The following is a 15,373-nucleotide window of genomic DNA, read 5'->3' on the forward strand; positions in this document are numbered from 1 at the left end:
CGTGATCAAAAGAGGATTTTTTACTGTTATCTCTAAGAGAATAGCTTTATAATCCCCATCATAATTAACATTAACCCTGGTATGAACGTCAATTTCCCAATCCACCGGAAATGGGCGCAGGCGATGCCCACTTGCAGCCCGATGCGTAAAAAAGTGCCGCTGAACAACGCGATGATAAGCGCTGTAGCGAGCGGCGGGTAACCGAGCAGCGCCGCTCCGATTCCTGCTCCGAACGCATCCAGAGACAAAGCTACGCCCAGCCATGCCGCTTCTGAGGAGCTTATCGTGCCGGAGCGATCCATATCTGCAGCGCTTGGCGTACGCAGAATCTGAATGACAAGGCCTAGACTCCGCAATTGGATGCGGAAGACGGGCTCTGGCTCCGCGCTCTGTTCCGGTCTCCCTTGGCCAATGGCCCCCCAGGCCGCGCCGCTGCCCTCCTTGCAAGCAATTGACGAGATGACGGCACTGTCGTCCGCAGGCGATCGCAGCAGTTGCGCAATCGCCCAGCATCCAATCCCGATTAAGATGACGGAGCCAATCCACTGTGCGGCTGCTGCGGAGACGTATTGAACGAGGAAGGAGCCGACCTGCATCGAGACCAAAATAACCAATCCCGAACATAAAGAAATGATGATGACAGACGTCCAAGGGATGCGAAGTTTGCGCAGCCCGTATGTCATTCCTACTCCGAAGCTGTCCAAGCTTAACGCAAAAGCCAAGACCAGCATAGACGCTACTTGAATGAGCAACACAGTTCCTCCCTGCCTGGCGGATGCCACAAGCAATGGCGCTTGCCGGATGCCGCCGATGATATATACCATCATATGGGCAGGAGCGGATAAGAGTGCATGTGCATGCCGTATCCCTACATCAATTCGATTCTGGGCAGGTTATGATTGCTGCTGGCATAACGGGCAGTAATGCGTGCCGCGCCCGCCGACCACGGTCTTCTCGATCAGAGTGCCGCAATGAATGCAAGGCTGGCCTTCCCGGCCGTACATTTGCAGCTGGTGCTGGAACATCCCCATCTCGCCTTGACCGTTCACATACGACTTGATGGAGGAGCCGCCCGCTTCTACCGCTTCCTGAAGCGTAGCGACAATCGCCGCTTGCAAGCGGGCATACTCCTCATCCGACAATTGATCGGCTGGACGAAGCGGATGAATCCCAGAGCGGAACAGCGCCTCATCCACATAGATGTTCCCGATGCCCACGACAACGTGCTGATTAAGCAGGACAGGCTTAATGAAGCTGCGCCGCTTGCGCATGGCAGCCGCGAACCGCTCTACGGTGAAGTCGCCGGACAACGGCTCTACTCCTAGCTTATGAAGCGGCGGCAGCGTCCATTCTTCATCCGGCTTGAACAAATGCATTGTCCCGAACTGGCGCACATCCTTATATCTCAGCTCGGTACCGTCGTCAAAATGAAAAATGACGTGCGTGTGCTTCTCCACCGGCTCGCCTGAAGCGAAGACGCCATAGCGTCCTTCCATGCGAAGATGGGAGACGAGCACGAGATCGTCAAGCAGAATGCGAAGAAATTTCCCGCGCCGCTCGACCCGTTGGATCGTGTGCCCTTTTAATGCGTCACAAAACTGATCTATGTCGGCTGGCCGCTGAATAATCCGACCGAGGGATACGGTGACCCCTTCGATCTTCTTTCCCGCGACCAATGCGTTTAACGTCCGTTTGACTGTTTCTACTTCCGGTAATTCCGGCATCATATATCACCTCACGATGTCCATTATACCGAAAATATCACGAATGTGCGGAAATCGTTAATTTTACTTGGCTTCATACCAGTTTTCGCCCGAATTCACGTCCGCCCGCAGCGGTACGGCAAGCTGAATCGCTTGCTCCATTACTTCCGGCACAAGCTTCGTCATCGTATCAAGCTCGTTCGTCGGCACTTCAAACACCAATTCATCGTGCACCTGCAGGAGCATCCGGCTCTGCAAGCCCTCTTCCCGCAAGCGTTCATCCATTTGCACCATCGCAAGCTTAATGATGTCTGCCGCAGTCCCCTGAATTGGCGTGTTCATTGCGGTGCGTTCGGCGAACGAACGCAGATTGTAATTCGATGCCGTGATGTCTTTCAAATATCTTCTCCGCTCAAGCAGCGTCTTCACGTAACCGTCTTGGCGCGCTTGAACGACGATGTCGTCCATATATTGTCTAACGCCCTGGAAGACGGCAAAGTACTGCTCGATAAACTTTGCCGCATCCTTGCGCGTAATGTTCAAGTTCTGGGAGAGTCCGTAATCGCTAATGCCATACACGATTCCGAAGTTGACCGCCTTCGCTTGACGGCGCATGTTGGCATCCACCTCGTCCGGGCTTACGCCGAATACGTCCATCGCCGTCTTCGTGTGGATATCCATATCGTGCACGAACGCTTCCTTCAATTTCTCGTCACCCGATATATGGGCCAGAACGCGGAGCTCTATCTGCGAATAGTCAGCGGCAACGATATGCCAGCCCGGCTCTGACGGCACGAAGGCTTGCCGAATCTTGCGCCCTTCCTCCAACCGAATCGGGATGTTCTGCAAGTTCGGGTACTGGCTGCTCAAGCGGCCTGTAGCCGCAATGGTCTGACGGAAATACGTATGGACCTTGCCAGTCCCCTTCCGCACTTCCTTCAGCAGGCCTTCAATATAAGTCGATTGCAGCTTCGCCATCTGGCGGTAATGCAAAATGAGCGGAATGATGTCGTGATACGGCTCCAGCTTCTCCAACACTTCCGCATCGGTCGAATATCCGGTCTTCGTCTTCTTAATGACAGGCAGTCCGAGCTTGTCGAACAGAATCTCGCCCAGCTGCTTCGGCGAACCGATATTGAATTCTGTGCCGGCCAGCTCATAGATGCGCTTCATCGTCGTTGCAATCTGCTCGCTGAACTGCTCGCCCAGCTGCTGCAAGCTCTCAATCTCCACTTTAATGCCTGTCTTCTCCATCTGCGCCAGCACTCTGGACAGAGGCAATTCCAGCTCGTAATAGAGGCGGTCCATCTCCTGCTCGTGCAGCGTCTTCTCCATAAGCGGCTTTAACCGGCGCACGAGCGCTCCCTTGCGCGCGCTATGCTCGGCCACCTGCTGAAGCTCGGGGACACGGAACTTCGCCCCTTTTCCATATACATCCTCATCGCCCGGACTGGCGGGCAAGCCGTTCTTCTCAGCCACAGCCTGCAGCGTAGCCGTTGCATCTTCCGGATTCAGCACGTACGAAGCCAACTGCACGTCAAAGGCCGATCCCGCAAACGGTATGCCGGCCCAGTGCAGCACAAGCTCGGCGTAGTGCATGTCATATCCGTTCTTCGGCTTGCTCCCGTCACCCAGCCACTCGCGTATTGCTCCGGCTTCTTCGCTGAGCAGCTGCTCCTTGGTCAGGAACCAGCTTGCTTCTTCACTCGCGATAAGCATGCCGATTAGCTCCGCTTGATGCGGATTGTCGCCATGAGCTTCCACGATGAACGTATCTGCCGCTTTCAGCATCTGCTTCAATTCATCCCAATTGCCGTCTGCGAGACGAACATTCAGCTTCGCGGCCGACAGAGAATCATCGGCAATGGCAGGCTCAGCAGGGGAAGATCCATCCACCATGCCGATCTTCTCAATACGCTCGATAACCGATTTGAACTCAAGCTTCTTGAGCGCCGGGATCGCGGTATCTCCCTTCAAGCCTGGGAAAGCCATCTCTTCCCATTCTTTATCCAAAGGCACTTCCCGGAAGATCGTCGCCAGCTTCTTGCTGAGGCGCGCATCCTCGGCATGGTTCGTAATGTTCTCCTTCATCTTGCCCTTCAATTCATCAACATGCTCAAGCACGCTTTCCACGCTGCCGAATTGATGCAGGAGCTTCAGCGCCGTCTTCTCGCCAACTCCGGGAACCCCTGGAATATTGTCGGACGTGTCGCCCATCAGCCCTTTCATATCGATAATTTGCAGCGGCGCGAGCCCGTATTTCTCCTCGATTGCTGCTGGAGTGAACTTCTCAATCTCTGTCACGCCTTTTCTCGTCAGCAGAATGGTGACATGCTCAGAAGCTAACTGCAGCATATCCTTATCTCCGGTTACGACAGACATGAATTGTCCCGCTTCATCCGCTTGGCGCGTCAACGTGCCGATAATGTCGTCAGCTTCATAGCCTGAAAGCTCAAAATGGGAAATACCCATTGCGGTCAGCAATTCTTTCAATAGAGGAAATTGCTCGGACAGCTCAGACGGCGTTTTCTCGCGTCCGCCTTTATAATCCTGGTAGTCGCCGTGGCGGAACGTTTCCTTGCCTGCATCGAACGCAACGAGTATATGCGTCGGGCGTTCTTCTTCCAATACGCGAAGCAGCATCATAGTAAAGCCGAATACGGCATTCGTATGTAAACCTCGCGAGTTCGTCAATGGAGGCATTGCAAAAAAAGCCCGATAAATAATGCTGTTGCCGTCGATAACAATCCATTTTTCCATGATCCAAAGCACCTCAATCCATTCTCTTGCTAACATGATAGCATAGCCAGGGCCACAAAAGGAAATTCGTCTCCCTAGCCGAAAACAACCGATCGGACTGTCTCCGATCGGTTGCGTAATTAATTATTCAAATCAGGACGCTCGTTCGTAACTAAGTACACAACCGCTTCACCGATGTTCGTCGCATGGTCTGCAATCCGTTCGATATACCGCCCTACGAATGTCAGCAGCATCGCTTGGGATGCGTTCTGCGGGTTCTCTACGACGTAAGTCAACAGCTCGCGGAAAATTTGGCTGTACAGTTGATCGACCTGGTCATCTTCCTTCGCCATTTTGTAAGCCAGATTGACATCTTCCTGCACATAGGATTGAATGGAGTCCGTAATCATCCGCTGCACGATTTCCGCCATGCGCGGCAGATCGATGAGGGGCTTAATGAGCGTCTGTCCTTCCATGCGCAGCACCACCTTCGCCACGTCAATGGACAAGTCGCCCATCCGCTCCAGGTCATTCGAGATGCGGAAGGCGACGAGGATGTGGCGCAAATCTTTCGCAACCGGCTGCTGCGTCAGTATCAGCCTTGAACCGAGGTCAATAATTTTCTCTTCGAGCCGGTTCAGTTCCGCATCTTCGGATATGATGCGCTTGGCGCGCTCCGCATCCATCGTCTTCAACGACTCAATCGACTCGGATAAGGCGCGTTCGACACGCTGTCCCATCTCTTCGAGCAGCCTGCCGAGCTCATCCAAAGCCAAGTCAAATTCCTTGCGCTTAATCATGCTTCATCCACTCCTTTTCATACATGTTCAAAAATCATCCTTTTCGATGCTAAGTGACATCTTGAGATGCTTCGTGATCAAAAGGAGGATTTTTGAACTGCCTCTTTTTATCCGAAACGTCCCGTAATGTAATCCTCCGTCCGCTTATCACTCGGATTGGAGAACAGGGTTTCCGTATTGTCGAATTCCACCACTTCACCGTTCAAGAAAAATACCGTCTGGTCAGACACGCGCGCAGCTTGGTGCATGTTGTGCGTAACCATGACAATCGTATAGCGATGTTTCAATTCTTGGACAAGCTCCTCGATTTTAAGCGTAGATATCGGATCGAGCGCGGATGTTGCTTCATCCATCAACAGGATGTCAGGATTCACCGCCAGGGCGCGCGCAATGCAGAGACGCTGCTGCTGGCCGCCGGATAAGCTGAACGCCGAGCGCTTCAAGTAATCCTTCACTTCGTCCCAAAGAACAGCCTGCTTCAAGCTTTGCTCCACAATTTCATCCAGCTGCGCTTTGCTGCGGGTGCCATGCAGACGCGGGCCATATGCGATATTATCGTAAATCGACTTTGGGAACGGATTCGGCTGCTGAAATACCATGCCGACCTTTTTGCGCAATGTTTCTACGTCCACCTCATTGCTGTATATATCCGTGCCTGAGATTTCGACCTTACCTTCGATGCGCGTGCCAATAATCATGTCATTCATGCGGTTCAGCGTGCGCAGAAGCGTTGATTTCCCGCAGCCCGAAGGCCCGATGAACGCCGTCACCGCTTTTTCCGGAATCGTCATCGATACTTTCTTCAAAGCATGGTAAGTGCCGTAATACAGATCTAAGTCGCGGATGTCGATTAATGTTTTCAAGGCAGTCGCTGTGCTCATGCGATCGTCTCCTTACACGTTTTTCTGATATTTATTGCGAAGCAGCACCGCTGAAATGTTCATAATGATTAGCAGCGCCAACAGAACGATAATGCCCGCAGCCGCCAATTCGTGGAATGCCAATTGCGGTCTCGACACCCAGTTGAAAATTTGAATCGGCATGACCGTGAACTGGTCCATGATGCTTTCCGGAAGGAAAGCGACGAACGTGAGCGCGCCTATCATAACGAGCGGCGCAGTCTCCCCGATAGCCCGCGAGAGCGCCAGGATGACACCGGTTAAGATGCTTGAGATCGCGGACGGCAGCACCGAGCGCGATACCGTCTGCCACTTCGTGGCGCCAAGCGCGAAGGATGCGTCTCTGCGCGCTTTCGGCACGGCTCGAATCGCCTCTTGCGCGGATACGATAATAATCGGCAGCACGAGCAGCGTCATCGTCAGCGCACCGGACAACAAGCTGCGCTCCAGAGCCAGCCCGCGCACGAAGATCGTCAATCCGAGAATCCCGTACACAATCGATGGCACGCCGGCCAATGTGCTGATATTCAATTGAATCAAGCGCGTGAACGCGCTCTTCTTCGCATATTCCTCCAGATAGATCGCCGCTCCTACGCCGAGTATGAAGGAGATGGGCGCCATAATGAGCACCATATAAATGGAACCGACAATGGCCGATTTCATCCCGGCTTTGGCAGCCATCCGGGACGGGTAATTGCTGAACAGATCCAGATTAAGACGGGATAAGCCGTCCATCATAATTTGAATGAGCAAGGCCATCAAAGCGATAATTCCGATGGATGTCGCAATGAGAAATAGGATATGAAGCGTCATATCGACTTTACGGCGGCTGCCGATTTGCTTGCGGTTGGCATCTTGTAAAATAGTCATCCGTTTAGTACTCCTCCCTGAACCGTCTTGCAACCCACTGAGCGATAATATTCAGCAAGAACGTAATGACAAAGAGCGTCATCCCGACGGCGAAGATCGTACCGTATTCTATCGAACCGTGCGGCGTGTCGCCCATGCTGACCTGAACAATGTAGGCCGTCATCGTCTGTATGCTCTCGAGCGGGTTGAGCGTCAATTGCGGCGTAGCCCCGGCTGCTACCGTCACAATCATCGTCTCCCCGATGGCACGGGAGAAGGCCAATACGGAAGAGGACACGATTCCGGAGAACGCGGCCGGAACGACAATTTTGAGCGCCACTTCAAACCGCGTCGCACCCAGTGCGTAGGCGCCATGACGCAAGCTCCGCGGCACCGCCATCATCGCATCCTCGGACAGCGACGACACCATCGGAATGATCATGATTCCGACGACAATCCCCGCACTTAATGCGTTGAACACGCCCACATCCGGGAAGATGCTCTTAATTAACGGCGTGACGAACGACAAGGCGAAGTATCCGTACACAATCGTCGGAATACCGGCCAGCACCTCGAGCACCGGCTTGACGATTTTGCGAACTCGCGCCGGCGCATATTCGCTTAAATAAATCGCACTCGCAAGGCCGATTGGAATAGCAACGAGGCAGGCGATGACCGTCACCATCAGCGTGCCGCCCAGCAGCGGCAAAATACCGAACGATTTCGGTTCAATAAGCGGACTCCACTTCGTGCCGAACAGGAATTCCGATATATTCACATTCCTAAAGAAAGAGAACGTTTCAGAAAAGAGGGTATAAACGATCCCGATCGTGGTCAGCACCGACAAGGCTGCACACATAAACAGCACTATCGGAACGATTTTATCCGATATGTGCGCTCTTTTGTTTTTAAAGGACATCGTTGTTTCATGTTGCGGGAGATTAACTTGCATTGTCTTAACCTCTCTTTGCATCTTTTACAATTCGTTAACATTATCTTCGCGAAAATGTGATGCCCCTAACCTTCCGTATGGAGAGACATCACATTTTGCTGCAGGTTGTATGATGCTGGTCTTACGTGTTTCCACATCCATTCAGATGATGAATCCAATTATTTCAGTTGGCTCAGTTGCTCGTCGTATTTCTCTTGCGGAAGCGCTACGTAACCGACTTCTTTGGCGATATTGCCTACATTCTGCAAGTAATATTCAACGAAAGCTTTCACTTCTGGCTTCTCCATATGATTCTTGTTCACGTAGATGAGCAATGGACGGGACAATGGCGAATAGCTGCCGTCTTTAATGGTGTCTTGGGAAGGCGCTACGGTCGCAGTCCCATTGTCAACCGGGATAAGCTTCAGCTTGTCTTGGTTCTCTTCGAAGTAGGAATATCCGAAATAACCGATAGAGTTCTTGTCGCCTGCGACCCCTTGCACAATGGCGTTCGTGTCAGCGCTGAACGTCACTTGCTTGTCATTGCGGCTTTCTTGCGCTTTGCCATTGATTTCTTCTGTAAAGTAGTCGAATGTTCCGTGGTTCGCATCCGGCGAGTAAATTTTAATTTCCTCATTCGGCCAGCCTGCGCGCACATCCGCCCACGTCTTCACTTTGGAGCTCGGTTCGTAAATTTTCTTTAATTCATCAATCGTAATTTTGTCGACCCAATCGTTGTCTTTATTGGCGACAATCGACAAACCGTCGTAAGCAACGGTCAATTCCAAGTACTCGATGCCTTTTTCCTTCGCAGATGCCGCTTCTTTATCCTTAATCGGACGGGAAGCGTTGCTGATAGCCGTTTCGCCATTGATGAAGCGCTTGAAGCCGCCGCCTGTGCCCGACGTTCCGACTGACACGCGCACTTCCCCATGCTCCTTGCCGAATTCCTCGGCCATTGCTTCCGTAATTGGATATACCGTGCTGGAGCCGTCTATATCAATCGTTCCGGACAACTTCTCGGGACTAGCCGTTTCCGAGGTCGAACCGTTCGCCGTATTTTCCGTTGCTGTCGTGTTGCTGCCAGAGTTGGCGCTCGTATCTTCTTTTTTGCCGCCGCATGCCGCCAGCACAACGGTTAACGCTGCAACAAGCGTTAGCAGCATGATTTGTTTTCCCCATTTTTTCAAGTGTACCCTCTCCTTTTGATTGGATTGCTTTTTAATCATTTCGATTTTTCGTTTTCGTCTTACACTTTGTATCTTAAAGCTTGTTTGTTAAGCCTGTTTTTGTATTTTGTAAACGCAGTGTAAAATATTATGGACTGTCTGACATTATCGTTAATTGGGTATGCGCATCGCGTGCGGCGGTCACCATGCGCTTCGCATACGCATCCACTTGCTCCAATCTGTTGCGGTTGTCCACGATAGCCCGGGACAGCTGCTCAAATTGCTTGACTGCGGTCGTAAGGCCCGACAGGGTCGTTTGCACTTCCGCATTCGTATAATCACTGGCCTGTAACGTTAGATTGATAGCGTCCGTCATCTGATTGAGCGTAGCTTCTATTTGTCCGGTCGCTGACTTCGTTAGCGCCGCCAGCTTTCGCACTTCCCCAGCCACCACTTGAAACCCTCTTCCGTGCTCACCGGCACGCGCCGCTTCTATAGAAGCATTTAACGCGAGCATATGGCAGGAATCAGACCAGCTCCGGATGACGCCGACCGCCTGGGCCACCGCTTCGGTATGCTCCTTCAGCAGCTTCGTCTGTTGAGCTTGTCCTTCCACCTCTACGACGACCTGATGAAAGGAAGCAGATACACTATCAAGCACTGTTTTTCCCGTCGTCGTTTCCTCTATCATCCGGTCGGCATGCCGATTCCCGTCTCCCGCCGCTTCCCGAACGCGTTCCGCCTCATGGCGGATTGCATCAAGCGCTTCAAGCGTCGAAGAGACCACTTCCTTTTCTTTGCGTTTGGAATTCATTCGGACTCGGCTGGATAATAGCGATAACTGCTTCGAGGACAGAATGCCGATATATTCTTGATGGCGGGTAACGACAATGCTGTCGTACATTCGTTCTTCCGGCCGCGCCGCTGCAAGATCCAACAATTCTCCCGTATCCATCCCCCACTCCACGATCACAGCATCGCCGTCCATAAGCCGCGTAATCGGCTTCTCATGGAATAGTGCCGGCGAGAAACGCTTGCTCATGATTTCATGGAATCGTTCGCGCATGACGATGCCGATCGGCTGCTTCCTTCCATTTCCTACGATGAGACACGCAAGAAAAGGATCGCGGCGAAACCGCCGCTCCGCTTCTTCAATCGTCGTGTCTGCCTGAATCATGGGCGCCGCTTGTATGAGATCGTCGTATACTCCTGTTATGAGCCGGTGCTGCGGTTCCTCTTGGTTTCGCCGGGTCGTGCCAACCTTCGTTATCATGAAGCTCACCCCTACTATAGTCCTGAAATCCGCCCTAAGTCCCAATTTAGCACGTAATTGTAAATGTTCTGTTTTGCAAAAGTTAAGTTATTGTAATAACGAAGACCAACTATAAAACGGCAACAGCCCTCGCGAAGATAATTCGCGAGGGCTGTATTATTATGAGGCTTCTATAGCTCCTGTTCAAGCGTTTCCTGCTGCCGCAAATGATGGCGGAGATGCATTTCAGTCAGCTGAAACCATTCCGGCGCGTTTAAATAGCCAAGCCTTGGATGCATGACTTTCCGAGTTCCGGGGATCTCGTGCAACTTAGTCGCCCACGATTGCGTCTTCTCCCATACCTCGTTCAATCCTTTTGCCAGTTGTTCCTTGCTCTCCGGCTGGGGCGGCGTATGCTGCGGCGAATCCGGAACTTTGATTTTGATTGGCGGAAAAGCGCCCATTTGAAAGATGCGCTGCCCATGTTCACTCATTCCTTCTGCAGTCTCCGTCGATTCTTCTTCAGCACACTTCGCTATCGCGCCAAGCTGCATGAACAGCGTCGAGCGAATGAGATGATTATACATTTGTCCGAGCGACCACTCATCATCCTTCGACTTATAACACAGCTGCTCGATCGTATATCGATCAAGGTTTTTTTGATAATGTTCCACGAGCGCTCCGATTTTCTCTAAATTTTCAAGCCATTTCTGATTTTCCTTCATGACGAATTCCCTCTTTCTTTTGGTTATATAGCCATCATAAGAGATCGCTCCTGACAACCTTATGTCAGGAGCTCGGAAGCCATGTATACTTTTTGGAGCGCGGCTATTTCCTCTTCGATTCGCTGCACCAAAGACGCCGGTTCCAGCACCTTCGCCCGATACCCCCAGCCAAGAATCCAGCTCAGCGCCTCATCCTCGCGGCGGACAAGCAAGTTCACGAGGAGCCTGTCTGCCTGCTCTTCATACGAATCGATATAGAAACATCGGGAAGCTCTCACCTGGGACGCAATATCAGGCGTAAAGCACACCTGAACCTTAACGGTTCGATCATTGTCCTTCTTATATGCGGGCAGAGAAAAGTCCGGATCTCGCAGAAACGTCTCTTTCGTCGGCTGCAGAGCTTCAATGCGGTCGAGACGAAAATGACGCATCGCCTGCCGAAGCTCGCAATACGCAACGAGCATCCATCTGCCTCCAACATGTATAAGCCCATACGGATGAATCTTCCTTCGGGTCGGTGACGAATCGCCTTCGCTGCCGTTATGCAGCCCATAGTATTCGATGTGCAGCACACAGTTCTCCTGAATGCCTTCACGAATCATACCGAACAGGCGCGTATCCATCTCTAAATCTTGATCGCGCAATGCCGAAGACTCTGCGTACGGGACAGGCAAAATCCGTACCTGTTGCCGCAGCTCGTCCACCTGCTCCCGCTGACTGCTGCTCAGCAGAGCCTCGATTTTGCGATGGGCAGAGCGGGCGTGCTCCTTCCATGGAGAATAGAAGATCGACTCCATCAGTTCCCCCCCGCAAAGCAATAGAATCGCTTCCTCGGGCAGCAACGACAACGGCGGCAAAAAATAGCCTTCCATCAAGGAGTAGCCTTGTCCCGGCACCGCGCATATCGGAATCCCCGCTTCCGACAGCGCCAGCATATCCCGATACACCGTTCTTACGCTAATTTCAAACTGCTCCGCCAAATCCTCCGCCCGGCACAGCTTCCTGCTGCGCAGTTCGAGAAGGATGGCAAGCAACCGATCCGTCCGATTCATCGGAATCACCTTTTTGCATCTGATATATTTTTATGATAACCTTTATCTTCTTAAAGTTCCAGCTTGTGGAATCACCCTCTTGCTCCATTCTCCCTTTCCATCAGAAAGCAGAAATTGGCCCCAAGGACGATTATAGTTCACTCACTAGCATGCAATTATACGCTTCAATACATCGATCTGTACGAGTTTGCATCATAAGCAAAAAAGGCTCCCTCGCAAAAGGGAGCCCGTTACTATTAACCTAAGCCATCAATAGACCTGACATTTTTACTTTTACACCGTCTGCTTCTTCTGGACCACCAGCTTGTAGCCAACTCCGCGTATCGAATCAATCTGCACGGATTGCTGATTCATTTCCAGCTTCTTGCGCAAAGAGCTGACATGCACATCCACCGTTCGCTGTCCGCCAATATAGTCAAATCCCCACACGGCATTCATCAAGTCATCCCGTGTGACGACCGTTCCTGGACGCTGGACAAGGTACAGCAGCACTTCGAATTCTTTCGGGCGCAGAGGAATCAAATCACGATGCAGCGTCACCTCGTATTTCTCCGGATAGATGCGCAAATCGCCGAGCACGATGACTTTATCATCGCCCTCTTCATCCATCGTATTGGCTGGAGCATCGTTAGAGGTGCGGCGGAGCACGGCTCCCACGCGCGCAAGCAGCTCGGCCACTCCAAACGGCTTCGTAATGTAGTCATCCGCTCCGTGCTTGAGTCCTTGCACCACTTCTTCCTCCGCATTGCGCGCGGTCAAAATGATAACCGGTGTGCGAACCCCTGCTTGTCTTGCCTTGGACAATACTTCAAAGCCGTTCATGCCGGGAAGCATAATGTCCAATATAATAAGATCGAATTTGCGGTGAAGCGCCATTTGCAATCCTTGCGTGCCATGGTCTACCACAGTCGTCTCATAGCCTTCCAATGTTAAGTTGTACGACAGCAGCCGTGCAAGCGTTGGTTCATCTTCAACGACTAATACTTTAAGCTCAGACATCACTATTCCTCCGAAAGTCGATTCACTTCATCGTTCTCGTCTTTCTTCATCGTATCTCAACATTATCCTAACATATTTTTAACGATGCCGACCAGTTTTTTATCCGGCTAATTCATCGGATTGGAAGACGGCATATCCTGCAGCACCGGAAGCTCGATCGTGAACGTCGTGCCTACGCCCAATTCGCTTTCTACGGAAATAGCCCCATGGTGTGAATCTACTAAGTGCTTCACGATGGACAAACCCAATCCCGTCCCCCCTGAACTGCGGGAGCGCGCTTTATCCACCCGGTAGAACCGTTCGAAGATGCGCGGCACATCTTTTTTAGGTATTCCGATTCCCGTATCGGCAATCGTGATCTGGATGCGTTCCGCTTCCCCCAGCTCGTTATTCTGGATAGAGGCTGCGGTTACCTTAACGTGCCCGCCTTCCGGGGTATAATTTATCGCATTGGACAGCAGATTGAGCACGATCTGGCGGAAACGGTCCTCATCCGCTTCCACGTACAGGTCTTGTTCTGCCTGCAGGTGAATATCAATCCGTTTCTTCTCCGCTTCCTTCTGCAGCATCTCCACAGTCTGCTCCAAGAAGCTGTCGACCTGCACCGGCGAGAACTGCAGCGGCACCCGCTTCGATTCAATCTTGGACAATTCCAGAATGTCTCCGATAAGACGGTTTAACCGTTCACTCTCATCATGAATGATCTGCAAAAATGTTTTCGCAATTTCGGGATCGTTCATTGCCCCGTTCAGCAACGTTTCCGCAAAGCCCTTCACTGCCGCAATCGGTGTCTTCAACTCGTGAGATACGTTGGCGACGAACTCGCTCCGCATTCGCTCCAAGCGGCGAATTTCGGATAAGTCCTGCATGACGAGAAGAATCCCCGCCCACTCGCCATCCGTGAAATGCACAGGCACAACGCTGACATCGAGCAGCCGCTCCTCGGGATAGTATATCGTAATTTCATCATGCCGCAGGAGCTTTCGCTCCAGCACTTCGGCCGTCATATTCAGCAGCTCGTGCGGCGCGCGCACGTCCTGGAACGAACGCCCCAGCCATTCGCTGCTCTTGACGCCGAGAATATGCTCTGCTTTCCGGTTCAACAGGGCGACTTGGCCTTCCGCATCCACCATGACGATGCCGTTGATCATATGCTCCATCACCGTTTGCAGCCGGCTTTCCTTTTCGCGAATTTGCGTCATCTGAATCTGAAGGCTGTCTGCCATTGCATTGATGGCGGATCCGAGCTGGCCGATCTCGTCTTTGCCGACGGCCTGAGCCCGGGCTTTATAGTCCATATGGGCGAAACGTAGGGCGACCCGCGTCATGTTCTCAATCGGACGCGTCAAATTATAAGCAATGCGATAGCTGACAAGCGCGGCGACGACGAATAAGGCAGCCAATCCGAGCGCTAAATAAGCCCACAGCTCACGAACGCTCTTCTCGACATCTTCAAGGCTCATCGCCAATCTAATATAGCCTTCGAAATTGGGCGTGTGCACCGGACTGGCCACATACAGCATGTTCTGCTTCAGTGTGTCGCTATAGCGTATTTTTGAACCCAAGCCTTCTTGGCGTGCAGCGGCGATCTCTTCACGGGTCAGATGGTTATCCATGTTGGCTGCCTTATGATCCGAATCTCCCACGACCGTTCCATCCGCCCAGATGAAGGTGACGCGGGCATCGGCGCTTTCGTGCAGCTTACGAGCCCAACCGCTGTAATATTCAACCACGTCGGCGGCGCCATTCCCGCGCTGCCATACAAGCGTCTGTTCAATGAGCTTAATTTCCCGGGACATATTTTGCTCCAATTGCCGGATATGGCTTTCTTTAAAGGAAGACGCCATATATATGCCCGCCGTCAATACGGAAATGCCGATTAGCAGCACAAAAATAAGGGTCAAACGCGTGCGAAAGCGTGACATGCTCATCTCTCCACTCCATCTGTCTAAGATTCTCATCTACCTATTCATCGTACTTATAGCGCTTCGGTTTGGCTAGACGGCAGTTTGTTAAGCTTTTGTAAAAGAGCATAATACACCGTGGCCCAGGCTGCTGAATGGGGATGGCCAGCACAACGGCAACCGCCGTTCCAGGTCCCAAATATTGCAGCGCCAACACCAGTCCAAGCGAAATATTGCGCATCCCCGATCCAAAGCCAAGCCTCCTCTTTCAGAGCATCTCCCCGCTTGCCAAATATATAACTGGCAGCCCAGCCAAGGTATGAGCCAGATGAAGGAGATCAGCATATCACT

At 52.0% G+C, this 15,373-nt stretch carries 13 protein-coding genes; all 13 read right to left on the minus strand.

Features of this window, described 5'->3' with window-relative positions; translation table 11 throughout:
- Nucleotides 1-32: 32 nt before the first annotated feature.
- Nucleotides 33-752, minus strand: a complete 720-nt coding sequence (locus tag JSQ80_RS03235; RefSeq protein ID WP_206094320.1) for an MntP/YtaF family protein — start codon at nucleotides 750-752, stop codon at nucleotides 33-35.
- A gap of 141 nt (nucleotides 753-893) precedes the next feature.
- A complete protein-coding gene (gene mutM, locus JSQ80_RS03240) occupies nucleotides 894-1,724 on the minus strand; it encodes a DNA-formamidopyrimidine glycosylase (RefSeq protein WP_206097460.1) in 831 nt (276 codons plus the stop codon).
- A 63-nt stretch (nucleotides 1,725-1,787) separates the two neighbouring features.
- Nucleotides 1,788-4,463 carry a DNA polymerase I gene (gene polA / locus JSQ80_RS03245; protein ID WP_206094321.1) on the minus strand — a complete coding sequence of 892 codons (2,676 nt, stop codon included), beginning with the start codon at nucleotides 4,461-4,463 and terminating at the stop codon, nucleotides 1,788-1,790.
- A gap of 119 nt (nucleotides 4,464-4,582) precedes the next feature.
- Complete coding sequence (gene phoU, locus JSQ80_RS03250) at nucleotides 4,583-5,242, minus strand: phosphate signaling complex protein PhoU (RefSeq protein ID WP_087435173.1); 660 nt, start codon at nucleotides 5,240-5,242, stop codon at nucleotides 4,583-4,585.
- A 107-nt stretch (nucleotides 5,243-5,349) separates the two neighbouring features.
- The gene (gene pstB, locus JSQ80_RS03255; RefSeq protein ID WP_206094322.1) at nucleotides 5,350-6,123 is read right to left on the minus strand and encodes a phosphate ABC transporter ATP-binding protein PstB; all 774 of its coding nucleotides are present in this window, start codon (nucleotides 6,121-6,123) and stop codon (nucleotides 5,350-5,352) included.
- A gap of 12 nt (nucleotides 6,124-6,135) precedes the next feature.
- Nucleotides 6,136-7,011, minus strand: a complete 876-nt coding sequence (pstA, locus tag JSQ80_RS03260) for a phosphate ABC transporter permease PstA (RefSeq protein WP_206094323.1) — start codon at nucleotides 7,009-7,011, stop codon at nucleotides 6,136-6,138.
- Nucleotides 7,012-7,015: 4 nt separating this feature from the next.
- Nucleotides 7,016-7,942, minus strand: coding sequence for a phosphate ABC transporter permease subunit PstC (gene pstC / locus JSQ80_RS03265; protein ID WP_087435176.1), 927 nt, complete (start codon nucleotides 7,940-7,942; stop codon nucleotides 7,016-7,018).
- Between the two features lie 158 nt (nucleotides 7,943-8,100).
- Nucleotides 8,101-9,111 carry a PstS family phosphate ABC transporter substrate-binding protein gene (locus JSQ80_RS03270; RefSeq protein ID WP_206094324.1) on the minus strand — a complete coding sequence of 337 codons (1,011 nt, stop codon included), beginning with the start codon at nucleotides 9,109-9,111 and terminating at the stop codon, nucleotides 8,101-8,103.
- A 127-nt stretch (nucleotides 9,112-9,238) separates the two neighbouring features.
- Complete coding sequence (locus JSQ80_RS03275) at nucleotides 9,239-10,363, minus strand: methyl-accepting chemotaxis protein (protein WP_206094325.1); 1,125 nt, start codon at nucleotides 10,361-10,363, stop codon at nucleotides 9,239-9,241.
- A 170-nt stretch (nucleotides 10,364-10,533) separates the two neighbouring features.
- Nucleotides 10,534-11,067 carry a DinB family protein gene (locus JSQ80_RS03280; protein WP_206094326.1) on the minus strand — a complete coding sequence of 178 codons (534 nt, stop codon included), beginning with the start codon at nucleotides 11,065-11,067 and terminating at the stop codon, nucleotides 10,534-10,536.
- A gap of 59 nt (nucleotides 11,068-11,126) precedes the next feature.
- Complete coding sequence (locus tag JSQ80_RS03285; RefSeq protein WP_206094327.1) at nucleotides 11,127-12,119, minus strand: helix-turn-helix transcriptional regulator; 993 nt, start codon at nucleotides 12,117-12,119, stop codon at nucleotides 11,127-11,129.
- 273 nt (nucleotides 12,120-12,392) lie between these two features.
- Complete coding sequence (locus JSQ80_RS03290) at nucleotides 12,393-13,118, minus strand: response regulator transcription factor (protein WP_206094328.1); 726 nt, start codon at nucleotides 13,116-13,118, stop codon at nucleotides 12,393-12,395.
- Nucleotides 13,119-13,225: 107 nt separating this feature from the next.
- On the minus strand, nucleotides 13,226-15,043 hold the full coding sequence (gene pnpS, locus JSQ80_RS03295; protein WP_206094329.1) for a two-component system histidine kinase PnpS: 1,818 nt from the start codon (nucleotides 15,041-15,043) through the stop codon (nucleotides 13,226-13,228).
- Nucleotides 15,044-15,373: the final 330 nt, after the last annotated feature.

Origin of the sequence: Paenibacillus apiarius, from assembly GCF_017052585.1 — a bacterium.
GTDB classification, from domain to species: Bacteria; Bacillota; Bacilli; order Paenibacillales; family Paenibacillaceae; genus Paenibacillus_B; species Paenibacillus_B apiarius.